Here is a 24,833-nt window from a genome sequence, read left to right on the forward strand (position 1 = left end):
TCGAGGAGTGCTGACATTACAAGTATTCTCCTAGGGCGATACACCCTTGAATAGCGTTCATTTGCTCTTCTGAAAATAAGGAAATATCAGCTTGTGTTGCCTTTGATAAGACATCAAATTCTCTAACGCCCCATTCGTTAAACATGGCAAACGGTCCTTTTGCCAATGAAACGCCGTTCACCCAGGTTTGATCAATCATCTCTCGTTCGGCGACGCCCGCGTCATAGACCAAAATGGCCCGTTGCATGATGGCGGTGCTTAACGTCTGATAAAGTCGTTTAGGAATATCCTTGTTTTTCATGAACTCTGGCGCCTGCCAACAGGCCTTTGGGTAGCTATAAAAACCTTTTCCTGTACTAATACCCAGTTCACCTCGCTCCATAAAAGGTTTTAGATAGGCGGTGACTCGTTTAGAAATAACTTGCTCGTGGACCTCTGTTTTTTCGTCGGCCCAACTGTCATAGATTACGTTTATACCGATATAATCCATCAAACCAAAAGGCCCTATAGCACCACCACTATAGGCTAACCAAGCGCGATCAATTTCTTCAATTGTGTCTTCACCGTTTGCCGCCAATAAAATAGCGCTGGTAAAAAAAGAGCCCAATAACGCATTGAGTAAGTAGCCAGGATATTCTTTTTTTAACAGCAACGGCTGGCAATGCAAACTTTTCACATAACGCTTTAAGGTCTGCAATGTTTTGGGCTCGCACCGTGGGCCACCAACAATATCCATTAAGGCGATGCCGAGATAAGAATGAAGCGCCGCGAATCGACACCCATCTTTAAGTGCTGAATCCAATTCAGAGACTAATAATGCCGAGGTATTGGTGGTTATGATGCAATGGGCTTGGCAATGATCTTCTATTTCTTTAAGTACTTTGCGTTTTAACTCTCGCTGTTCAAACACCGATTCACTGACTAAGTCTGCCGAGCCTAATGCCGTTGTCGCATCACCACTTAATTTTACTCGTTGCATAGCCATCGTGAAATCATGTTTGCTTATGGTACCCGCCGCTAACATCGGCTCTGCAAGTTGTGAGTATTTCAAATCGGTAGCCGCTAAATTTTGCGCTGACACATCGTACAAAACCACCTGATAACCAGCCAACGCAGCGATAAGTGAGTTGTAACAGCCCATAGTGCCACTGCCAACAAAGCAAACTGTTTGTATTTCATGAGCAGTCATACCTTAAGTACTCGAGTTGGTCGTTCCGTTAAGGTTAAATTCACACTGCCTTTTGTCACCACCGAGGGTAAATACGAAATAATCGGCAGCGCAGCAATGGCATTAACAATGTGAAACTGAGTCGGGTTTTGCTGCCAAGTAAGACTGTGCCAATCGACCTCGCCTTCGCCGACAAACACTTCACGATGAAAACTTTCACTTGGAAAGGTGGTAACCTCGTTCAGTGCCGCCCCACTCATGCCAATATTTGGCAAGTATCGACATGCCATCGGATGATCTTTTCCTAACTGGCTTTGCATCATTGCTGTAATTTCTTGAGCGCTTAACGCGGTTAAGTTTTTAATGGAAAGATCGACAATCTTATGACCAAAATGGCTGGCGTTAGTAGCCAGTGTTCCTAATCGCTCAGAATGATCTGGAATATCAGCAAACACCTTTGGTATCCCCTGCACCTCGCGGCCGCGCAGAATGGGGTCGGTTAAATTTTCCCAGATAGCTAAACTGTATGAGCCCTCTAAGGTTTCATCCTTGCCTTTAAAGATCACTGAAGCATTTACACCGATCATGTTATAACCATGACCCGCGAGCCAATCGACCTGCTTATTACAACAATAATAAACGGTGATCACCGGAACCGATGTTGGCTCAAATCCCGAAGGTAAATAACGTGCAATCGCTTCGCGGTCGGTAATATATGACACCGCAATAACCGTGACATCGTGATACCAGCCCGTGGGGGCGGTATCTTGCTGATTATTATCAATTTCACCAAAATGTGCGGGCATGGTGTATAACTTATTTGGGCTAGGCGTAAACATCTCAGGCTCTCTTTTGTTTCGTTATTTTTATTTAGCTCTGTGTATTTGGCAATGCTTATTTAGCAATATTGATGATTTTAGTTTGGGTAAACTCACTCAAACCTGACTCACCTAACTCACTGCCTAAACCCGATTGTTTGGCACCACCAAAAGGAATTGCAGGATCTAGCTCGCCGTGTTTATTAATCCACACAGTTCCGGCTTCTATACTATTGGCCAAGTGATATACCGCTTCACTATTCTCGCCCCATACCGAAGCACCCAAGCCAAAAATGCTAGAGTTTATACTTGCCAATAACGCCTCTTCATCGACATAGCGAATAATCGGTAATACTGGACCAAATTGCTCTTCATCGACCAAGCGTGCCCCTTCGCTAATATCTTTAAATAGAGTTGGGCGAATAAAATAGCCTGTACTTGGCAGAGTTTGCTTAGCCGTAATTTGGGTACCATCAGATTGGGATTGTGCAATCAGCGCTTTCACCTTGTTATATTGCAGCGCGTTTTGTAACGGGCCCATGGTGGTAGTTTCTGCCATGCCATTGCCTAGCACAATGCCATCGGCCATGACGGCCAACCGCTCACAAACATCGTCGTAAATACTGTCGTGCACATACAGGCGTTTAACCGCGATGCAAATTTGGCCGGCGTTATGAAAGGCCAATCCAAATATTTTCGGCAGCGCATCATCAAGTTTAGTATCCGCCATGACCACAGCCGCATCATTACCACCAAGCTCTAGCGTAATACGTTTAATCGAATTGGCGGCCCCAGCCATCACTTTTGCACCGGTCGCCGTAGAGCCGGTGAACGAAACTTTATTGACATCTGGATGAGCCGTCAGCGGTTCGCCCAATTCGTTATTGTCGGTAATTATATTGAGTGTACCGGCGGGTAAAATGTCTTTAATTAACTCACCGATGCGCAAAGTGCTTAACGGAGTGGTAGATGCGGGTTTCAACACCATGGTATTACCGGCTATCAAGGCCGGCGATAATTTAAAGGCCATTAACATCAATGGGAAATTCCACGGCACCATGGCAGCAATGACACCTAAAGGTTTTGCATGAACTTCAACACGGCGCTGCGTATTGTCTTCTAATATTTTAACCGGTAACGTTAACCCACAAAAATAGCGACAAAAAGCCGAAAAACCATAAACTTCCATCACCGCATCTGCAATCGGCTTGCCCTGCTCTTGTACTAACAATTCACCTAACTCTTGGGCACTGGCTTCTACTACGTCAGCAACTTTGGCAAGCAAAGCTTGCCGTGCGGCCATCGGTGTTGCGCTCCAACTGGGCAATGCCGCCTTAGCTGCAGCGACCGCTTGATTTAATTGATTGAGAGAAGCATGCGGGCTATTAGCCACTAACGTTTCGTCTGCTGGATTTATCACCGCCATAGTTTTATCACCAGCGATAAGTTCACCGTTTATGAGTAACCGATAATTCGTCATTTTATTTACCCTATTAAATTTATTATTGTAGTAAAACTTAAGTGATTGAAAATACATCAACTTTAAAGCTGAAAGCCAACCGAAATTTTTTAGCTTAAAAAGCTAGTTAGCCAATGGCTGTTCTTAATTCATCGTAACGCTCTACGTAAAACCTTACCTACATTTGACTTAGGTAAAACGTCTCTGAATTCATAATGTTTAGGGACTTTATAGCCAGCCAATCTTTCACGGCAAAAGGCTTTTAATTTGGCTTCATCTAATTCTGGACAAGTTGCAACAACGAATAATTTAACGGCTTCACCGGTACGCTGATCAGCAATACCAATTGCAGCACACTCCAATACGTCAGGATGCCCATAAACAACTGCTTCTACCTCGTTGGGATAAACATTAAAGCCAGAAACGAGCACCATGTCTTTTAGTCGGTCAACTATTTTAAGGTAACCGTCTGCTTGAATTATCGCGATGTCACCGGTTTTAAACCAACCTTGTGCATCTAATACTTCTTCTGTCGCCTCAGGTGCCTGCCAATAACCTCTCATAATATGAGGCCCACGAACTAAGAGTTCTCCTGCGTCCCCAAAAGGCAGTTTATTACCGTCAGTATCAATGGTTTTAATTTCCAAGTGCGGCATGGGTTGCCCAACAGTGCCCAATTGACGATTTACAGGGGTATTACATGAAAGCGCTGCGCTCGACTCAGACAACCCGTATGCTTCATATATAGTACTTTCAGTTCTGGCAAACCACTCCTCTGCTATTTCTTCAACAAGTGCAGCTCCACCAGAAATGACACTGTTAAGATGAGTGAAATCGATTGAAGCAAAGTCGGGATGATTAAGTAGTGCAACAAATAAAGTATTAACGCCAGCTAAACCGTTAAAGGGATAACGTTTCATTGTGGCAATCAGGCTTTCAATGTTTCGTGGCTCTGGAATGAGCACTGAAAGCCCACCATTAACAAAAGTACGAATGATATTAAAGGTAAAACCATAAACATGATAAAGCGGCATTGGCGCAATAACGATATCATCAACATCAGATAACTCATCGTCCAACAACATCGATGCCATTCTATTACTGGCATACAAATTACCTTGGGTAAGAATAACGCCTTTGGAGAGACCGGTGGTTCCTCCGGTGTACTGTAAAACAGCGATATCGTTCATTTCATGCGTTAATTTAGGCAATACACAAGCACTACCAATGGCGATTGCATCAAGGAAAGTAATAACACTAGGTAGAGTAGTTGTTGCTAATGGTTGTGCTTGAATAAAGTCAATTGGGTTGGTCACTATTACGTGTTCAATCGATGTTTGCTCAACAATAGCCTCAACGTTAGGTAAGATATCCGCTAGCACAACCAGCGCTTTAACCTCTGCATCATTAAATTGGTGTATTAATTCTCTTTGGGTATATAACGGGTTGGTATTAACTAGAATTAAACCTGCTCGTAATGCTCCCCATGCAGCAACGGGGTATTGAGCCAAATTGGGTAGTTGAATAGCAATGCGGTCACCCTGCTGCAAGTTTGTCTCGTTGAGCAAATAGGCGGCAAAGTTTCGGCTCATGATGTCAACATCGTCAAAAGATAATGTGTGCTCTAAACAACTAAAAGCTGGCTTATTTCGATACAGGCGACAAGAATCATTGAAAAGTTCGATGATACTTTGATAGTTTTTAGGATTTAACAACTTAAGTTGTTGTTGCGAATAATCAAATGATTGAACAAGGGGAGTTACAGTCATATTGTCTAATTACATTGCCAGAATATAATTCTACAGTAGCAACTTAATAAACGTATCAGTTGTTACTTAGGTAACAGAAATCATCAAATAAACAATATTGTTTTTACTTTTTTCCTCTTTAAAAATTTGTTTATAACCTTTATTTATAAATAAAGTTATTCATCAATAAGCGCTAGTTCATCTTCTAACGCAGCAAGGTTTTTTATTAAATATTTACCCTGTTCCATAACAACTATATCTTTGTCTCGCCATTGTCCAAAGATCTTGTTTACCCTAGGGCGAGACCCCATCACTAAATTGGCAAAATCACTTTGGCTTAAAGAAATATCTAAGCGAACCCCCTGCTCCGTTTGAACACCATGCAGTTGTGCTTGTTCTAATAATCGACCAGCAAGACGGGCACTCAAAGGATAAAAAAGTATACCTTCAAGTAAGCGATATAAACCTCGTGCTTTTACGGTATGATCAATAAATATATGTCGATACATAGTAGGAAATTCTTCACCAACACTGAGTACATCTTTACGAGGAATAACTAAAACAATAGACGTTTCAAGTACCAGTACATCAAATAATCTAGGCTCTTCAATACTCAGCGTTGCTTCACCAAACCAAGAACCTTGGTTATAGTCAGTAAATGTAAACTCTTGTCCGGTACTACTCGTTGTGCCCAGACGAAGACGTCCTGACATCACACAGTAAATATCAGTGTCTGAATCACCATTTTGAAAGACATAACTTTTTTTAGCGTATTGTTTAATTTTAGCGGCGCGCGCAAGCTGGTTACGGCCTTGTTCAGGCATATCCTTAAACCAAGGCGAACTATCGATAGCTTTTTGAATAGTTTCAATATCGAATTTTACTTTCATATTCTTTCCGTCATAGCTATTTTAAGACTATGAATAATGAGGTTATTGGTTTTTATTAAAACTGACAATATCACTTATCATAATGAATACCAATTATAATGAATGACAAGGATTGACACATAAAACAAACCTCTTGAAGATAACTAAGGAGCTCTACCGCCTGCATATTCCATAGTGCCTAATCGATTTATCAGCGGTGTGAATAAATTTAATAGAATGGCGTTTATCTAAGCAGAAAAGAAAGGAATGATGAAAAACTAGGTTTGAGCATATACCCGTTAACTATGCCCAAACGTTGAGAGAAGTGATTGAAGATTAAAAATTGAAATTACTTAGCCATAATCGCTTTTCTAATTTCAATATGTTTTTCCTGATGTAAATCGTATTTTCTTGAGATCAAGATGGTAGATAAGGTTAAAAATAATGATACTGGTCCCGCAAAAACAGCTAAATTAGTGAGCGCTTCTGCTGGTATGTCTGCAATGGCAGCACCTTTGGGGAATTTAATCACATCAAGGGCAATACCGGCGAAAAACGCGCCGAAACCGAAACTTGCTTTTAATGCAAAAGAACGTGCAGCAAAAAACAAACCTTCTTCTCTTCTTCCTGTTGCTAATTCATGTTCATCTATTGTATCTGACAGCATTGAATCAAATACAATAATATATGCAACAAAAAATGCTTGTGCAATGCCTGAACACGTAAACACCAGTATCAATTTAGTCGTCATGGCTAAGGGTTGAAACACATCGCCTAAATACATAATGATGGGGGTATAGGCAATAAATGCCGCTATCAAAACGGTAAGCGTCAGCGTTTTAGTTTTATCAAAATGAGCAGAGAACTTTTTAGCAATATAAGGGGCAAAGGGTAACGAAACTAACTGAGCCACAATTAAGATAGCTAACTGCTCAGTCGAAAATCCATATAAATAACTCGCAATATAAATTATAAGCGTTTGTGTTATACCTGCCATCGTCATAAAAACTAGCAGGGTAAAAAATAAAATTCTAAATGATTTCAACTTCAATGTAGAAAATACCGTAATACACGCTAATAGTGCATGCTTAGCATCTGGGTTATCTACCGGTTTAGATAAATGTGGAATTTCAGATTTCGTGGCATAAATTGACCATAACATAGCAATGGTTGCGACAACACTAGTGAAAAGAGCAAAACCAGAATAGCTATCACCATTGAGCATACCATTAGGATACGCTGCTGATTTTGGAAAAAAAATAGTAAAAGCAATCACTGTTAGTAACAAACCGGCTAAATAACTAAAAAAAACGCGATAACTAATCAATGACGTGCGCTGATGATAATCTTTCACCATTTCAGCACCTAATGACAAATGCGGTACATAAAACAAGGTTAACGCTAATCTCACCGCTATTGCCCATGATAGCATCCAAGCAAATAAGCCAATCTCAGTTAAACCAGCTGGAGGATTAAATAAGATATAAAAAGCAACACCAAAAGTAAGGGCACCCGCTAACATAAAGGGATGACGCCTTCCCCACTTAGATTTATAACGATCTGAGAGTTGACCCACCATAGGGTCAGTAATCGCATCAACAAACAAGGCCAGCAATGCTGCTATGCCGGCAAGACTTCCAGACAACCCTAAGACTTGGTTATAATAAAAAAATAAAAAGGTACTAAAAGATACCGCTTTCATTCCATCAGACATTTGCCCAATACCGTAACCCATTTTTGTTGATAACTTCATCGTAATATCACCCTGCTAACCTTTATTATTTATCAAAACCTAAGACAGTTTGTCTTTGAGAAATGACTTGGTAAGATTTTAATTATGTGAACACCCTACTCCGTTAGACTTAGTAAACCTGTTACCTAGGTGACAGACAGCACAGGTAATATTGTAAGAGAAGAAATAAAAACCTTTGAAAATTATCATTAAATATTTCTATTTCTATTTCTATTTCAGTTTCATGTTTAGTCACAATTTCTAAAATATAGGCTTTGTCTCTCGAATTAATTATAATGATGAAATGATAAGCCCTTTTTGAACTATTTAGAAATGGGGCTTATATAACATATTTGAATGTATGATCTAATTAACGGTAACTTACCAGTAGCACTATCTCACTTTGTTCCCCATAACGAGTTAGATCTAAACAGTCACTTTTACCACAAAAAAGACGTTAGCATTTGATAATTTTCACTGAAAATCTTTGTATATTTTGATCTACAGCGGACATGGCTTAACAACCACATTGCATTAGCCGTTTTCCTGATACCGGACATTGGTATAGGTGAGAACAGATGTATATTGATGATGATTTTGGCACAGGGTATTCCTCATTGACTCACCTTAGACGATTACCCGCAAATTTAATTAAAATAGACCAGAGCTTCGTACGAGACATGTTGGTTGACGCTGATGATTTAGCTATTGTTGAAGTGGTGATAGCCTTAGCTAAATCATTCAAACGTGACGTGATTGCTGAAGGTGTTGAAACGATTGAACACGGTACGATGTTATTGCAGCTGGGCTGCTATTTGGCACAAGGTTTTGGCATTGCCAAACCCATGCCTGCCAGTGATATTCCTGCGTGGATTCGTAATTGGAAGCCTGATGTAAGTTGGCAGCTATAAATAGTCCTTAATTTTTAAGAGGTATCTGTGACACTTCAAGAGAAATATTCTTGCTTTTTTATCCTTTGGATAAACTGACAGCATTTTAGCTAAGCAAAAATACTATATTAAATCAATCTTTTAGGATCTAATAATTGAGCAAGATAGTCACCGTTCAAATCGGTCATTTCCTTGGCAACATCGAGGATCGATCGCTTTTCAACATAAGCACGCTTTGCGATCTCGGCAGCTTTGTTATATCCAATCTCTTTATTCAACGCCGTGATCAAAATTGGATTGCGTGCCAAACTTTCTTTAAGTTTTTCGGCGTTAACCGTAAAATCGGTAATGGTGTGCATCAATGTTTGACAACTACCCGTTAATAATTCAATGCTTAACAAAAGGTTGTACGCGATCACAGGCAACATTACATTCAATTGAAAGTTACCAGAACCACCGGCTAATGTAATTATTGTATCGTTACCTATCACCTGAACTGCTGCCATGGCAACGGCCTCCGGTAAAACGGGATTAATTTTTCCAGGCATAATGCTGCTGCCGGGTTGCAGCGGCTTGAGACTGATTTCAGCCAGACCAACCAAAGGTCCACTGTTCATCCAGCGCAAGTCGTTGGCTATTTTCAATAAAGCAACCGCCAGTGTTTTAAGTTGTCCAGAAAGTTCAACGGCCGTATCCTGACTGCTTATAGCGGCAAAAAGGTTATCCGCAGTACAAAATTTTATCCCGCAGAGTGCCGATAGTTCTTCGGCAAATAAATCCGCAAAATCTGGCGGTGCATTAACCCCCGTTCCTACCGCGGTTCCGCCCTGAGCGATCTGACATAACCTTTTCTGGCTATCCGTTATTCGATTTATTGCCAGAGAAATTTGCGACCGCCATCCGGATAGTTCCTGAGCAAAACTCAGTGGCATGGCGTCCATTAAATGAGTGCGGCCGGTTTTTAACTGGTCACCTAAAGCTCTTTCTTTTTTCAAAATGGCTTTTTTTAAAGCGACGAGCGATGGCAGTAATTGCTGCTCTAAGCTAAGTTGGGCGCTGAGGTGGATTGCTGTTGGGATCACATCATTGCTACTCTGGCTGCAATTAACCTCATCATTAGGATGAACGACTCTTTTAAGCTGCTGACTTGCGAGACTTGCGATTACTTCATTGGCGTTCATATTGGTACTTGTTGCAGAGCCAGTTTGAAAAACATCAATTGGAAAATGCTTAAAGTGTTTGCCCTCGGCCAGTTCCATTGCTGCGCTATAAACGGCATCGGCTAATTGAGGTTCAAGAAAGCCTAGCTTACCGTTCAATTTGGCAGCAGCAGCTTTGATCAAGCCAAGACTTTGAATAAAGCGTCGAGGCATTATCAGATTGCTAATTTTAAAGTTGTCGAGTGCCCGCTGAGTTTGAGCACCGTATAATGCCTGCAACGGAACTTTAACCTCTCCTAAGCTATCATTTTCAATTCTATATTTTGAATCCATTTAAGTCATATCCCTTAATCTGGAGCGACAATTTGGTTAAGAACGTAAGTTAGTACGCCGCCCGCTCGAAAATATTCAACTTCTATAGCAGTATCAAGACGGCAAAGTAATTGAAGTTTACGCTGCTTAACTGGTGAATAATGAATAATAACATCGAGCTTTTTATTTGCGCATAACTCGTCACACAAACCAAGAATGTCCAGCGATTCATCACCCGTTAACATTAGTGATTTACGATCTTCACCGTTCATAAATTGCAAGGGTAATACACCCATACCGGCAAGATTAGAACGGTGGATCCGCTCGAAACTTTCAGCGATAACCGCCTTTACACCAAGCAGCAATGTTCCCTTTGCCGCCCAATCTCGGCTCGAGCCAGTGCCATATTCTTTACCAGCTATGATTACACTGCCTTTTTGTTGTCGCTGATATGCTTGAGCGGCGTCAAAAATGGATATGACTTTTGTCTGGCCTTGTAAGTGAGTGTAACCACCTTGCTTATCCGGTGTCATTGTATTGCTGATCCGAATATTACCAAAAGTGCCTCGCATCATGACTTCATGGTTACCACGCCGTGAGCCATAGGAGTTAAAATCTGCTTCTGCGACACCATGCTCTCGTAAATACTCTGCTGCGGGGCTGTCTTTGGGAATGGCTCCAGCAGGTGAAATATGATCGGTTGTAACCGAATCGCCATACATTGCTAGAATCGGTGCATCAAGGATCTCAGCATGGTTATTGCGGTATCTCTTCTCAAAGAAAGGCGGTCGTTGAATATACGTTGAGTCTTGCGAAAATTTATAATTTGCCTCTTTTCCTGACGCTATCGCTTGCCACACTTGATCTCCGTCAAATACCGAGTTGTAGCGATCTTCAAACATCTCGTGGCGAACATTTTTAAGTAACGCTGCGATCTCGGCATTACTCGGCCAGATGTCTTTTAGGTAAATTTCTTCGCCATTGCTCGCTGTTCCAATTGAATCCTGACTCAGATCAATTCGAGTAGTTCCAGCGAGTGCGTATGCCACCACTAAGGGGGGAGAGGCTAGCCAGGATGCTTTAACTTGCGGGTGGATCCGGCCTTCAAAATTACGGTTACCTGACAAAACAGCACAAACTATCAAGTCATTTTTTTCAATACAATCTTTCACCGTTTTTGATAATGGCCCAGAGTTGCCAATGCAAGTTGTACACCCATAGCCAACCAGGTTGAAGCCGAGTTTATCTAGTGACTGTTGTAACCCTGCTGCTTCTAAATAATCAGTGACGACCCTGGAGCCAGGCGCAAGAGAGGCTTTAACCCAAGGGCGTTTTACCAGTCCCTTCGCTACAGCTTTTTTAGCAAGCAGACCTGCGGCCAACATAACCGCAGGATTAGAGGTGTTTGTACAAGAGGTAATCGCAGCGATCACTAAGTGCCCATGCCGAAGTGATTGAGCATCCTCAGCGAGGGGGAAGTCTGTGGTTAGCTGTTGGCTTCTTCCATTTAATTGTAAAAAATCGTCCATAGCGGATTTTAACTTGCGCACAGGAACTCTGTCTTGTGGCCGGCTGGGACCAGCAAGATTAGCTTCAATACTGTCCATATCTAGATGCAGACACTCGGCAAAATTTGGCATTGCAGTAGTGTCATCGCGCCACATTCCTTGCACCTTACAATAAGCTTCTATCACATCGATGGCTTGCTGATCTCGACCAGTGAGATGCAAGTATGCCAAGGTTTGCTTGTCGACAGGAAAAAAGCCACAAGTAGCGCCATATTCGGGGGCCATATTGGCAATCGTTGCGCGATCGGCTAACGGCAAATGAGTCAGACCATTGCCATAAAATTCGACGAATTTGCCTACTACACCGTGATTTCTTAGCATTTGCACAACATGTAGAACCAGATCCGTTGCGGTGATACCTTCGGCTAATTGTCCTGTAAGCTCGAACCCGACGACATCGGGGATCTGCATTGAAATAGCTTGGCCAAGCATTACTGCTTCGGCTTCAATGCCGCCAACGCCCCAGCCTAAAACACCCAAGCCATTAATCATAGTGGTATGACTATCGGTGCCAACTAGTGTATCGGGATATATCAGGCACTCATTGTCGCTCATTTCTGTGCATACAACTTTGGCCAGATATTCCAGATTAACCTGATGACAAATTCCGGTGCCTGGTGGCACCAAGCTGAAATTTTTAAACGCCGCTTGCCCCCATTTCAAGAACTCATAGCGCTCTTTATTACGACTCATTTCAATGGCGACATTCTGCTCAAATGCAGATTTGGTGGAAAATTTGTCGACATTAACTGAATGATCAATAACAAGATCAACGTTAGAGATAGGGTTAATTTTTTGTGGATCCAATCCCTTTTGAACTAGGGCATAACGCATTGCCGCGAGATCAACAATAGCCGGTACGCCAGTGAAATCTTGCATTAAAACCCGCGCCGGATGATAAGCAATTTCTGTAGTACTACCGCGGCCTCTACAGGTTGCCAAAGATTCTATGTCTTCAGCGTAATCGTTTTTACCTTTTTGATGACGTAATAAATTTTCTAGCAATATTTTAATTGAGACAGGTAACCGATTTGCTGATTTATCCGCAGCCAATTCATGCTGTTTTATCGAGTAATAATGATAGATTTTATTATTGACAGTGAATGAAGATTTTGATTTTGTATTGATAATACCCGTTTGTTTAGACATAACAGATCTCTATAGCTGGTTGTTTGCTTTTCATCTTTGAAAATATTTAAAACTTAGAAGACAAAAATACAGCATACATATAGCCTAGTACATCTTACCTATTATTACCCGACCGCCATCAGCAGAAGATTACTTTCCAATCAGAAAATACCGAATATCACTTGTTTCAAATCCCCCGTTATAAGGACGTATGACCACACCTTTCGATGACTGCCTCAGGTAAGAACAAGTATGTGAGAGCGGTTGAAGAGGTAAACGAAAGCGCAAAAAGACGAGCTTGACACGAAAAGGACTAATTCGCGCTACTTTTTGGCTTTAAATTGAGAGAAGTGTTGTGTTTCTTTGCAGCAACAAATCTAATATATAACAGGCCGATAATTGCAGAAATTAATGAAGCAACCAGAATCGCCGACTTCGCATTTTGGAGATGAACTGGCTGGGAGTCAAAACCCAGCGTCGCGATAAATATGGACATAGTAAAACCTATCCCTGCGATGAGTGAAACACCAATGACATGCTGAAGGCTAACACCCTTGGGTAGACAGCCGATATTGTAGCGTAGCCCCAGCCAGCACGCTCCGGAAATTCCGATAAATTTACCAAGGACTAACCCCATAATAATGCCTAACCCAGTTGGATGTTGAAGACTTTCGATAAATGAGGTCAAGCTGAACGGGACCCCAGCATTGATCAGCACAAACAAGGGCAAGATAAATAGTGCTACGGGTAACGCCAGTGCATCTTCCCAACGACGCAGTGGTGTACCGGCATTTCCCGCTAAATCACGTACTTCTCTCACCTGTTTATGATCCTTACGACTACCAAGCACATCGACAGCTCTTGATTTTTCCTGCATTGAATTAATTATTTTTTTCGCTTTAACCAGCAGTTTTTCCGATGTTAACTTTGGTCGTGCAGGTATAGTCAACGCAATTACGACACCGGAAAACGTAGGATGAACGCCAGATTTAAGCATCATCCACCAAGTTGCTATTCCAATGACAACATAGAAATACGGCTGACGTACACCGGCATAATTCCCTAATGCCAAAAATGCTATCAGTGCAAATGCGCTTAATAAGTGAACTATAGATATATCTTGAGTATAAAATATTGCGATGACCAATATAGCGCCGATATCGTCCACGATTGCGAGACCTACGAGAAAAGCTAATAGACTGCTAGGGATGTGTTTTCTGACGATAGTGAGCACGCCAAGAGCAAAGGCCGTATCGGTTGCCATGGGTATGCCCCATCCAATCAGGGAGTCATATGACCAGTTGAACAGCGAATAAATTACCGCCGGACATAACATTCCGCCGATGGCACAAAGAATTAGCATACGCCGATTTTCCGGCAGAGAGAGGTCGCCGACGAGTAATTCTCGTTTGATTTCAAGTCCAAGTAGGAAGAAAAATATAACCATAAATCCATCATTGACTATGTGTTTGACAGAGGTGTGCAATTTAAAATCACCTAGAAAAAATCCAAACGATGTATGTGTCAGGTTCTGGTAGGTAGCATAGTCATCAGAGTTCGCCCACCATAGAGCCACTATTGTTGCTAATAGCAGAAACCAGCTGGCTGTTGTTTGCGCGTGGATAAAGCCTGAAAAAGGGATGTGAACACTTTCAACGCCACGCTGTAATAAATTTTTTGAGTCTTCAACCATTTTATCGACCTAATTTGATTTGTTGCGTTTATTCTTGGTATTTTTTGTTAGTACACAGTCGGTGTTCTGACAGGGCCTGAAGTGTAATGGCACGAAAAGTTACGCTAATAGCTACTATTAGTGTTGTCAGTTTATGTAGCAAGGTAACTAACAATGTTGCCCCGACTCGTTATGTGCACATTAACTTCAACAAAAACAACTTTCATATCGTCTATAAGCTGAGTTTCAGACTTTATAAGGTAAACGGTTATTTCCATACTTTTTGGGGAATAGTAAGGAATCATTAAAGTATAGTCCCAACCATCTTTTTTGGCTTGGCATATCGTACTGAGTAAACTTTGGATAGTCCATCAGCTAAAGATTGGCGCGGCAGTGTTAGATGATAATAACGGGTATGTTACTCAACACTATAGTCTCGCGTACAAAAAAGTAGAGGTTCACTTGAAAAGGTATTTGATGATTGTTGCCATTATAAAATGGATTAAAATCGAAATATTTATCATTTTGAGGTCAGAATAAGAAGTATAAAAACTGTCAGTCTTCGATTTTCATTGTGCCTGTTTATGAGGTAATTATATATAACATCATAAACAGGCACGCTGCCTTACTCAGACGACAATTAATCCGCGTAGCCACTGCCAATGGCACTAAAGGGAAGCTCTAATCCAAGCTCAGGTACTTGAAGGCCTATCCAAGCGACAAAGGTATTGCTATTTGGGCCAGGGAAAACACTGTACTCATTTATCCAGGGATAAAGAGCGATAGCTTGCTCAATCTTAGGAATGAGTATTGAGGCTTTATCACCTTTAATCGAAAGTAATAAATCAGGTTTTGATCCATACCAGTATCTATCTGGTGTAAGGGTTTGATATTGCCTAATTGCAGGTAACCCTCTTTTTACTTGCCAGCCTATAACCTCATAAACACTATATTCAGTCGCTTTCTCTGCTTTAATTGCGATCCAAGGGTGAACAGCAAACCAGCCACGCCAACTAAAAGCATCCGCCGCATAAAATTCAATGATTGCTCTGTTGTCTTCACTTGGCGACGTTGCAATACCTGCAGGCTGTCTACTCGCTGTACGCCAATCATTATTCGAACAAGCACTGATAAGTAATACAACGCAGATAATACTAAAATATCTCATATTCCTTCCCATACACTGGTTAATTTATAAATTAACTTGCCTTACAATGTGCGATTTTTGCAATATTTGGCTTAGCTGATTTCTTTTATTGCTCGCCCTATTCCATCGACCGTTAGCGGAAACATTTTGCTATCAATTAACTGATTGATCAGTGATATAGAATGATAATATGACCATTGCGGCTCAGGTTGTGGGTTTAACCAAGCAACTTTAGTAAAGTGACTGGTTATTCTATTCATATAGTCACTTCCTGGTTTTTCATTCCAGTGCTCAACACTTCCCCCTGGGGCAATTATTTCGTAGGGTCCCATCGTCGCATCACCGACAAAGATTACTTTATAATCCGAGCCAAAGGTTCTTATTATTTCTTCTATATCAATAGTTTCGGTATAGCGTCTTTCATTGTCTCGCCATACTTTTTCGTAAACGCAGTTATGAAAATAAAAGAATTCTAAATATTTAAATTCACTGTGCGCCGCTGAGAATAGTTCTTCGCAGGTATGAATGTATTCATCCATAGAGCCGCCAATATCAAAAAACATCAACACTTTTACTGCGTTGTGACGTTCTGGCTCCATATGTACGTCTAACAAGCCGCCATTTTTCGCCGTTGAGTTTATGGTGGTATTGATATCAAGCTTTTCACTAGCGCCAGTACGGGCAAATTTTCTTAATTTTTTTAATGCCAGTTTTATATTTCTAGAACCCAACTCTCGGTCTTGGTCAAAGTTTTTAAACTCACGTTTATCCCAAACTTTTACCGCGCTATTATTTCGGTTTTTGTCCTGCCCTACTCTAATACCTTCGGGATTATAACCATAGGCACCAAAGGGAGAAGTACCGCCCGTGCCGACCCATTTACTTCCGCCAGCATGGCGTTTTTTCTGCTCTTCGAGGCGCTCTTTTAACGCCTTCATCAATTCTTCAAGTCCGCCTAACGACTTAAGCTTTTCTTTTTCTTCAAGGCTTAAGTTCTTTTCAAACTCTTTTCTTAACCAATCTTCAGGTAACAGTCGGTCAAAAATGTCAATCTGTTCAATACCTTTAAAATATTCAGCAAAGGCACGGTCATACTTGTCGTAGTGAATTTCATCTTTAACCATCACTATTTTGGCAAGGTTATAAAAATCATCGACATCAGCAAAAATCACACCTTTTTTTAATAGGGCGATTAAATCTAACAACTCGCGTAAGCTGCACGGCACTTTGTGTTTTTTTAGTGCCAGAAAAAAATCAATAAACACGGTTATATCACCTGTTTCTTCGGCTCATAAAGGCGAGCTTTTCCAATAACGTAACATCTTGCTCATTTTTCAATAACGCACCAAAAAGCGGAATAATGTCTGATTTATTATCCATTAAAACATCTTGAGAGATGTCATCAGCCATGAGTAACTTTAGCCAGTCAATTAATTCAGAGGTAGAGGGCTTTTTCTTAATGCCCTTTAATTCTCTTAATTCAAAAAATACTTCTAATGTTTGTGTTAAAAGGTCTTGTTTAACATGGGGATGATGCACATCTATAATTTTCTGCATTTCAACTTTTGTTGGGAACTTGATGTAGTGGAAAAAGCAGCGTCTTAAAAAAGCATCAGGTAATTCTTTCTCGTTATTCGAGGTGATAATGATGATCGGTCTTTGTTTTGCTTTAATTACCTGTTGAGTTTCATATACAAAAAACTCCATCTTATCGAGTTCTTGTAGTAAATCGTTAGGGAATTCAATATCCGCTTTATCAATTTCATCAATGAGTAATATCGGTCTTTGTTCTTCTTCAAACGCCTGCCACAACTTACCTTTAACAATGTAGTTACCAATATCATTGACACGTTCATCGCCTAGTTGGCTATCTCGCAATCGTGATACTGCATCATACTCGTATAAACCTTGTTGCGCTTTGGTGGTCGATTTGATGTGCCATTGGTACAATTTGCAGTTGAGTGATTTGGCCAATTCTTCAGCCAATTGTGTTTTCCCCGTTCCTGGCTCACCTTTAATTAATAAAGGTTTTTCTAGTGTGATAGCAGCATTCACGGCTAAGCGAAGATCGTCTGATGCAATGTAATTCTCTGTACTGTTAAACATGTTGTTTTTACCTATTGGGAAGCTATCGAGAGCCTAGTCAGATGACAATTTAGTCCAGCTGATTTATTAATTAAAAGACCATTAGTGCATAAAATAATAACATCAATTAATGCGAGTAAAAATAAAACAATTGTTTTAATTATCTGTTTCATCCTATTAAGTGGCAACTTTAACGGTAACTGATGTAACTGTTGCCATAGCATGACTTGTTATGGGTACTGGGTTAAAGACGTTACTATTTTAATAAAAGAAAATACTCTTCAAAACTTTATGATTGGTCCATTATCGTCATTTAGAGCAACAAAAGTAAGCTTCTCACTATCTTCGTAACACTGCTTTTATCATAGGAAATAAGTTAGCAAAAAGGCTAATGTCACCAAGGTGACAGAACAAATACTAGATAGCTTTATTATTTAGCTATTCTTTGGATATGAGTATTAATTATGCCAGCACCTATTTTAAACCGCCGAGATATTGAGTTTTTCCTTTATGAAATGTTTGATGTTGAATCTCTTACCAGCCGTGAACGTTATCAAGATCATGATAAAGAAACCTTCAATGCCGCGATAGATGTAGCGCATTACAATGGTTTATTAATCACCTTAATAAATCCTAAATCCAGAATCCTGACTTAATAGCAAAAAAACCTTAGTAGCTGTCACAGCAGTTACTAAGGCTTTAGTTTAGGGCTAATCATGTTGACTGTTCTAGACAATAACGCGAACAGTCAACGAAAAGTGGTTATATACCGCCCATACAAAGATACTTTATTTCTAGGTAATCATCTAAACCGTATTTAGAGCCCTCTCTACCATTGCCTGATTGTTTAACGCCACCAAAAGGCGCTGCAGCATTCGATATGATGCCTTCGTTAATCCCTATCATGCCAAAATCAAGGCCTTCAGCAACACGCCAAACACGGCCAATATCACGAGCATAGAAATAGGCAGCTAAGCCATATTCTGTATCATTAGCCAGGGCTATAGCCTCTTCTTCTGATGTAAAGGTGATAATAGGCGCAACAGGGCCAAATATCTCATTACTGGCAATCGGCATATCATTGCTGACATTTATTAAAATCGTTGGCTGATAGAATTTATCGCCTTTTTCATCTACCTTTCCACCCGCAATAAGTGTCGCCCCAGCCTCTATCGACAATTTAACAAGGTTGTTAACATCCTCTATGGCTGCGATTGATATCATTGGACCAACATTAACCCCAGGGGTAAAACCCTCACCTAAGGATAGATTTTTAACAGCTTGGCTAAACTTTTCTATAAAGCTATCTGCAATTGTGTCTTGCACCAAAATACGATTAGTACAAACACAAGTTTGTCCTGCATTTCGATATTTTGACACAATAGCGCCGGCCACAGCCGCATCAATATCTGCATCATCAAAGACAATAAAAGGCGCGTTACCGCCTAATTCCATTGACACTTTTTTAACGGTAGTTGCACACTGAGTCAGTAATTTTTTACCTACACCAGTAGAGCCAGTAAAGGTAAATTTAGCCACATCTGGGTGTTGAGTGAGGACTTTACCCATGCCTGCAGAGTCTTTGCCAACAACCACATTAAATACGCCATCAGGAATCCCTGCACGTTGGGCAAGCTCTGCTAAAGCTAGTGCAGAAAGGGGCGTTAATGTTGCTGGTCTGACAACAAAAGTACAACCTGCCGCTAACGCCGCAGCGGCTTTTCTTGCGATCATCGCATTAGGGAAATTCCAAGGCGTAATAGCGGCAACCACACCAACAGGTTGCTTTATAACGATAATACGTTTATCGGCTGAAGGCGCAGCAATAGTATCACCATAAACGCGTTTACCTTCTTCAGCAAACCACTCAATGAAAGCAGCGCCATAACTGACTTCACCAATCGCTTCAGCCAGTGGTTTACCCTGCTCTAAGGTTAATATCCGTCCTAAATCATCTTTATTTTCCATCACTAAATCAAACCAACGGCGTAATAAAATAGCACGCTCATTAGCTGATTTTTTAGACCACAATGTCAGTGCAGCTTTTGCCGCAATAACCGCCAGTTCAGTTTCTTCAATGCCAGCATTATCAACAGTCGCGACTCGCTCATTATTTGCCGGATTAATCACATCAAAAGTAGATGAATTTTTCTGCCACTGACCGTTAATAAAAGAGCGAGTTTTTAAAAGTTGCACATCACTAAGTTGTTTCATTGCGTTCTTTCCGTTTATTGATAACGCCTTTTTCAAAGCCGAGTATCTTCTCATATTGATCTGGGAACCATCTTACGATGCGATCTAATAACTTGGCATCAGCACCAATTAAAATTCTGCGTTTATTTTTAGCTATGCCATGTAAAATAACTTCAGCCGCTTGGTCTGCCGTAGTTTTAGCTTGCCTATTAAAATCAGCTAAAATTTGGCTTTTTTCAACATGGGCTGAAGATATCTTAGCATTGTTAGTAATATTTGTTTTTATCCCGCCAGGATGAACACAATGTACAGATACATTGCTGCCTGCCATTTCCATTTTTAACGCTTCAGTAAATCCTCGCACTGCAAACTTTGATGAGTTATAAGCACTTTGTAAAGGTAAAGATAACAAGCCAAATAAACTAACGCCAGCATTATTAAAGAGTAAGTCAACGGATTAAAATTCAGTTAAAACTAGCTCGGAAAAATTTTGAATGCATTATTGTCAGCAACATCTAAGACTTGGATAATGCAACGAACACCGAGTTGTTCAACGTGCTGTTGAACTTCCATCAAGCCACTTAAATTACGATCTACTAGGGCTAAATGACAGCCTTGTTTGGCAAGTTTAATCGCTAATGCTTGTCCAATACCTGAAGCGGCACCTGTGATCACTGCCACTTTATCTTTATGTTGGGACATAGTTATCTCTTTGTTATTTATCACACTTATTTGTTACGCGTTACCAGTAGTGCTTTCTAGTTCAATGAATTCCACTATGTCTTTAGCTATTTCAGCGACAAGCTCAATAGGAAAATCATGCCCCATACCCGGATAAATAATTAACTTGGAATTTGGGATGGAATTAGCGGTTGCCCGACCCCCGTCAACATGAACAAGGCCGTCACGATCACCATGTAATATTAAGCTAGGTACGTTGATCTCTTTAAGTAATGCTTCTGGGTTACTCGCGGCTAAAATAGCTAAAATCTGCCTCACAGTACCTTTTTCACTAATGCCTCTTTCAAGTTGAGCAGAGACATATTCATGTAAATACTGCTCATTTGCAGGATAGTTTGGACTACCAATTACTTGCCATTTGTTAAGGTGAAATTCCTATCTTAAATTTAATGGCTGTTCATGCAGGGTGTGCTATTGCAACTTCAAGTGGTACGGGTATATATGCTCCTATTGAACTCAATGTAAATGTGTTATCGTCTAGCCAATTTATGCTCAAAGGCTTGTTGTTAACGATGTTATTTGAACTGGTTTTTCTCTTCTTTGCCGGCCTTTTTGGCGGCGTTCTTAACTCAATTGCTGGGGGCGGAAGTTTCATTACATTTCCTGCGCTTATGTTTGTCGGTATTCCTCCCATCGTAGCAAGTGCGACAAATACATTTGCGTCCTGCGCCGGTTATATGAGCGGTACTTATGCTTTTAGAAAAGAGATTGCTGACCATAAAGATGAGTTATTTCGCATCATAGCAATCAGTCTAATTGGGGGGATAATGGGGGCATGGCTACTACTAAAAACACCTGAAGCAGTCTTTCGAGAAGCTATTCCGTGGTTACTTTTATTTGCTACCGTCCTGTTTGTTTTTGGTGGAAAAATAAATACTCAATTAAAAATAATGGCATCAAATCACCGTCATGCATCATCCATCGGCGGGATTTTACTGTTAATCATACTCTTGGGTGTTTCGACCTATGGTGGTTTCTTCAACGCTGGTCTTGGCATCATTACACTCAGTTATTTAGCATTAGCTGGTCACACTAATATCAACGCTATGAATGGTTTAAAACTAGTCATATCATCGACAGTGTCATTAATTGCTATCGCACTGTTTATTTATCATGATGTCATTGCCTGGTACGAAGGCTCTATTGTACTATGTGGCACGTTAGCTGGAGGTTATGTTGCGGCGAATGTGTCGCGCCAACTGCCCCAAAAACATGTCAGACGATTTGTTATATTAGCGAGTGTTGCTACCACGCTATATTTCTTTATTGATGTTTATGCAGGCTAGCTCTTAAATAGTATTCTGTAAATATAGTCATTAAAGAGGCTATTTTTATATAATTTATCACGTCAAACTTAAGATTAACTGAATATTGCTTAACACTGTCATTAGAATAGTCCTTATCATCCGCTAAACCCCCTATTTCAGCATACCTTAAGTTTCCCCTCAGTTTTCCTTAAGAATCACTTGGTAACGTAAAGATGAAACATTCTTTTATTATTTGAGTTATCGATGACAGTGCAAAAACAACAAGGTTTTAAACGTATTTACTTAGCGTTTATTAATTCAGTACAAGGTTTTAAATGGCTGGTAAATAATGAGGCGGCTTTTCAACAAGAATTAATGCTTATTTTATTGTTAACGATTATTAGTTTTTTTTTGAATACCAGTTTATTAATACATTTACTGCTTATTGTTTCACTTCTTTTTGTTTTATTAATTGAGGTAATTAACACCGCAATAGAAGTAACTATTGATCGTATAGGTTTAGAACATCACGCTCTATCGGGCTTAGCAAAAGACTTAGGCTCACTCGCTGTTTTTATTAGTTTAGCTATAGCTGCTGCCACATGGGGAGTTGTTTTATGGGAGCTCTAATTGATTCTGCCTTAAGCACGGAACTAAATAATACTGAGATTGAATTATCAAATATTCGACTTACTAAATCCGAATCCATCAAGAACGTATTAATCTAGCGAACAAAGAACAACCACTGTTAAGCTTGGTTTTTACTAGCTCAAAAAATTCTCCTGACGTATAAATAAAATTACCTTTGAAAGACAAAATAACCGTTCAATAAGCCAAATTAATCTCACTCCTACTTTATTATCATTAGCTAGAGTGAGTGGTGTTCATCCCATGATAGGACATGATTTTACAGGCAAAAGCCCACGCTATATTAGGCAGTAAACTGTATCAAAAAAACACTTTATCATTAATAGCTTCAGGTGAATAAATCCAATATTCAGCAATAATTCAGTTTACCTTAAGTCTTATTTAAGTATGCCAGTGCACAATGTTATTTTTATTAAAAGAGATAACATTGTGACCAAATTTTTTTCTAAAACACTTTCATTAGAATTTGCAACCATACTGTTAAGCTTTTACTTTGCATTAATTTTTAACTTCCCTTTTTTACACGAAACGTATCTTGATTTAGTCAAATTAGATAATTTTGATCTCGCCTATTTTATTTCTCTGCCGCTCTTTTTAACGAGTGTTTTTATTGTTTTATTTAGTTTATTACCTAAAAGGGTTATTTATAAAACAGTCCTTATGATACTTATCTTTTTATCGGCAATATTCTGTTATGCCAGTAGTAGCTATGGCATTATTTTTGACTACGGCATGGTTGAAAACATGGCTGAAACATCAACATCTGAAGCGTTTACCTACCTGAATTCATCCGCTATTTTATTTGTAACCTTATTAATAATAACGCCCTTAGCAATATTATTTAAAATAAATCCTAAGCAGAACACTTTTAAAGTAAGCGTAAATAAACGTTTAAAGTTAATTTCCCCTACATTGGCTATTTTTTTTATTATCGTTTTTAGCCTGTATTCAAGTTATGCCTCTGTTAATCGAAATAATAGGGAGTTAGTTAAGTATATCGTGCCCATTCCAACATTAATTTCAAGTTATAAATACGTGAATAGAAATTACTTTTATGAACCGACTGTTTTCAAATTACTCGACGAAACCCCTACACTCAAAACACTCAATAATAAGGATAAAAATGTTATTGTGATGATTGTGGGAGAAACCGCCAGAGCTAAAAACTTTTCATTAAACGGATACCCTAAGCAAACAAATGAATATACGGAAAAACTTAATATACAGTCTTTTCAACAAATGTATTCTTGCGGCACGGCAACCGCAGTATCTGTACCTTGTATGTTCTCATTATTAAATAAAGAGCAATTTAATAAACGCTCAGCTTCTTCACAGCAAAACCTATTAGACATCGTAGAATTAGCAGGAGTCGATGTTTTATGGATAGATAACAATGAAGGATGTAAAGGCGTATGTAAAAGAGTAAAGACCATTAATATTGATAAAAATAAAAGTAACCCTTTATGCGATGGCGACTATTGTTTTGATGAAATTTTATTGACACAACTTGACAACAAACTCGCAAATTTAAGCCATCAAACTACACTGATTGTTCTGCATTTAATGGGCTCACATGGACCAACATATTATCGCCGTTATCCCCATAAATTTGCAACCTTCCTTCCTGACTGTCAACAAAGTGATATACAAAACTGTACATCGGAACAACTCGTAAATACCTACGATAATACAATACATTACTCTGATTATGTGATTGCTGAGGTCGTCAATAAATTAACCAGCTTTACCAATGAGAATGCACAGACAGTCAATGCAGAAATGATTTATGTATCAGACCATGGCGAATCATTAGGTGAACATGGCCTATATTTACATGGCTTACCCTACGCTATTGCACCTAGCGAACAAACGCATATCCCTATGTTATTTTGGTCAAACAACATCACAAGCAATATGAATACTGACTGTGCTTTAGAAAGTGCTAACACCTCTTTTAATCATGACAATATGTTCCATTCAATGCTTGGCTTACTCAATGTGGAATCATCAACATACCAAACTAAATTTGATATCTTTAATTCATGTAATTTGAACACCCTAGATATCGCTAAAAATTTATTGCCGATAAACGAGAGTAATAAAAAAGAGAACGACGTGATATTGAAATAACAACAGCATTTATCTTTGTCGTAGCCCAGTTTTCTAAAACTAAGCAAGCTACAGCACTAAAGATTCAAAACTAAGATTAAGGTTCGGTTGTTATCACCGCAAATGAATAAACACTCTT

Annotated in this window: 20 protein-coding genes and 1 pseudogene; 5 read left to right on the forward strand and 16 right to left on the reverse strand. The window is 39.8% G+C overall.

Annotation, left to right across the window (positions count from 1 at the left end; all coding sequences use genetic code 11):
• Window positions 1–16: 16 nt before the first annotated feature.
• From CXF71_RS00210 to CXF71_RS00235, 6 genes are all read right to left on the reverse strand, one after another.
• Window positions 17–1,189 carry a 3-hydroxyacyl-CoA dehydrogenase NAD-binding domain-containing protein gene (locus tag CXF71_RS00210; RefSeq protein ID WP_101230987.1) on the reverse strand — a complete coding sequence of 391 codons (1,173 nt, stop codon included), beginning with the start codon at window positions 1,187–1,189 and terminating at the stop codon, window positions 17–19.
• Window positions 1,186–2,007 (reverse strand): acetoacetate decarboxylase family protein, encoded by an 822-nt coding sequence (locus CXF71_RS00215; RefSeq protein ID WP_198559790.1) that lies wholly within the window; start codon window positions 2,005–2,007, stop codon window positions 1,186–1,188. The genes CXF71_RS00210 and CXF71_RS00215 overlap by 4 nt, the downstream gene beginning before the upstream one ends.
• Window positions 2,008–2,062: 55 nt before the next feature.
• Window positions 2,063–3,466: an aldehyde dehydrogenase family protein gene (locus tag CXF71_RS00220; RefSeq protein ID WP_101230988.1), complete on the reverse strand. Its 1,404-nt coding sequence runs from the start codon at window positions 3,464–3,466 to the stop codon at window positions 2,063–2,065.
• Between the two features lie 128 nt (window positions 3,467–3,594).
• A complete protein-coding gene (locus tag CXF71_RS00225; RefSeq protein ID WP_101230989.1) occupies window positions 3,595–5,214 on the reverse strand; it encodes an AMP-binding protein in 1,620 nt (539 codons plus the stop codon).
• Between the two features lie 155 nt (window positions 5,215–5,369).
• The gene (locus tag CXF71_RS00230) at window positions 5,370–6,083 is read right to left on the reverse strand and encodes a Crp/Fnr family transcriptional regulator (protein WP_101230990.1); all 714 of its coding nucleotides are present in this window, start codon (window positions 6,081–6,083) and stop codon (window positions 5,370–5,372) included.
• A 328-nt stretch (window positions 6,084–6,411) separates the two neighbouring features.
• Complete coding sequence (locus CXF71_RS00235) at window positions 6,412–7,815, reverse strand: MFS transporter (protein ID WP_101230991.1); 1,404 nt, start codon at window positions 7,813–7,815, stop codon at window positions 6,412–6,414.
• 569 nt (window positions 7,816–8,384) lie between these two features.
• Between CXF71_RS00235 and CXF71_RS00240 the strand changes: the two are divergent.
• Window positions 8,385–8,705, forward strand: a pseudogene (locus CXF71_RS00240) (EAL domain-containing protein); the annotation flags it as partial.
• A 107-nt stretch (window positions 8,706–8,812) separates the two neighbouring features.
• On the opposite strand, the gene CXF71_RS00245 reads toward CXF71_RS00240, so the two are convergent.
• From CXF71_RS00245 to CXF71_RS00275, 6 genes are all read right to left on the reverse strand, one after another.
• Window positions 8,813–10,177: a class II fumarate hydratase gene (locus tag CXF71_RS00245; protein ID WP_101230992.1), complete on the reverse strand. Its 1,365-nt coding sequence runs from the start codon at window positions 10,175–10,177 to the stop codon at window positions 8,813–8,815.
• Between the two features lie 14 nt (window positions 10,178–10,191).
• Window positions 10,192–12,873, reverse strand: coding sequence for an aconitate hydratase AcnA (acnA, locus tag CXF71_RS00250; protein WP_101230993.1), 2,682 nt, complete (start codon window positions 12,871–12,873; stop codon window positions 10,192–10,194).
• Between the two features lie 292 nt (window positions 12,874–13,165).
• Complete coding sequence (gene nhaA, locus CXF71_RS00255) at window positions 13,166–14,545, reverse strand: Na+/H+ antiporter NhaA (protein ID WP_101230994.1); 1,380 nt, start codon at window positions 14,543–14,545, stop codon at window positions 13,166–13,168.
• Window positions 14,546–15,164: 619 nt separating this feature from the next.
• Entirely contained in the window at window positions 15,165–15,692 is a 528-nt protein-coding gene (locus CXF71_RS00265) for a DUF3750 domain-containing protein (protein ID WP_101230996.1), read from the reverse strand.
• Window positions 15,693–15,763: 71 nt separating this feature from the next.
• Window positions 15,764–16,936, reverse strand: coding sequence for a vWA domain-containing protein (locus tag CXF71_RS00270; protein ID WP_101230997.1), 1,173 nt, complete (start codon window positions 16,934–16,936; stop codon window positions 15,764–15,766).
• A 7-nt stretch (window positions 16,937–16,943) separates the two neighbouring features.
• Window positions 16,944–17,777 (reverse strand): AAA family ATPase, encoded by an 834-nt coding sequence (locus CXF71_RS00275; protein ID WP_101230998.1) that lies wholly within the window; start codon window positions 17,775–17,777, stop codon window positions 16,944–16,946.
• Window positions 17,778–18,220: 443 nt separating this feature from the next.
• Between CXF71_RS00275 and CXF71_RS00280 the strand changes: the two genes are divergently transcribed.
• Entirely contained in the window at window positions 18,221–18,412 is a 192-nt protein-coding gene (locus CXF71_RS00280) for an acyl-CoA dehydrogenase N-terminal domain-containing protein (RefSeq protein ID WP_232771317.1), read from the forward strand.
• A 106-nt stretch (window positions 18,413–18,518) separates the two neighbouring features.
• On the opposite strand, the gene CXF71_RS00285 is transcribed toward CXF71_RS00280, so the two are convergent.
• The 4 genes from CXF71_RS00285 to CXF71_RS00295 form a co-directional block, all read right to left on the reverse strand.
• On the reverse strand, window positions 18,519–19,970 hold the full coding sequence (locus CXF71_RS00285; RefSeq protein WP_101230999.1) for an NAD-dependent succinate-semialdehyde dehydrogenase: 1,452 nt from the start codon (window positions 19,968–19,970) through the stop codon (window positions 18,519–18,521).
• The gene (locus tag CXF71_RS21585; protein ID WP_232771318.1) at window positions 19,957–20,361 is read right to left on the reverse strand and encodes an SDR family NAD(P)-dependent oxidoreductase; all 405 of its coding nucleotides are present in this window, start codon (window positions 20,359–20,361) and stop codon (window positions 19,957–19,959) included. The genes CXF71_RS00285 and CXF71_RS21585 overlap by 14 nt, the downstream gene beginning before the upstream one ends.
• A gap of 62 nt (window positions 20,362–20,423) precedes the next feature.
• A complete protein-coding gene (locus CXF71_RS21590) occupies window positions 20,424–20,651 on the reverse strand; it encodes an SDR family NAD(P)-dependent oxidoreductase (RefSeq protein WP_232771319.1) in 228 nt (75 codons plus the stop codon).
• A 33-nt stretch (window positions 20,652–20,684) separates the two neighbouring features.
• Window positions 20,685–20,948, reverse strand: a complete 264-nt coding sequence (locus tag CXF71_RS00295; protein ID WP_232771320.1) for an alpha/beta fold hydrolase — start codon at window positions 20,946–20,948, stop codon at window positions 20,685–20,687.
• Window positions 20,949–21,079: 131 nt separating this feature from the next.
• Between CXF71_RS00295 and CXF71_RS00300 the strand changes: the two genes are divergently transcribed.
• The 3 genes from CXF71_RS00300 (at window position 21,080) to CXF71_RS00310 (ending at window position 24,715) form a co-directional block, all read left to right on the forward strand.
• Entirely contained in the window at window positions 21,080–21,976 is an 897-nt protein-coding gene (locus CXF71_RS00300) for a sulfite exporter TauE/SafE family protein (protein ID WP_232771321.1), read from the forward strand.
• Between the two features lie 225 nt (window positions 21,977–22,201).
• A complete protein-coding gene (locus CXF71_RS00305) occupies window positions 22,202–22,567 on the forward strand; it encodes a diacylglycerol kinase (protein WP_101231001.1) in 366 nt (121 codons plus the stop codon).
• Between the two features lie 447 nt (window positions 22,568–23,014).
• Entirely contained in the window at window positions 23,015–24,715 is a 1,701-nt protein-coding gene (locus tag CXF71_RS00310; RefSeq protein ID WP_232771322.1) for a phosphoethanolamine transferase, read from the forward strand.
• Window positions 24,716–24,833: the final 118 nt, after the last annotated feature.

It is taken from the genome of Colwellia sp. 12G3 (genome assembly GCF_002836775.1).
Taxonomy (GTDB): domain Bacteria; phylum Pseudomonadota; class Gammaproteobacteria; order Enterobacterales; family Alteromonadaceae; genus Colwellia.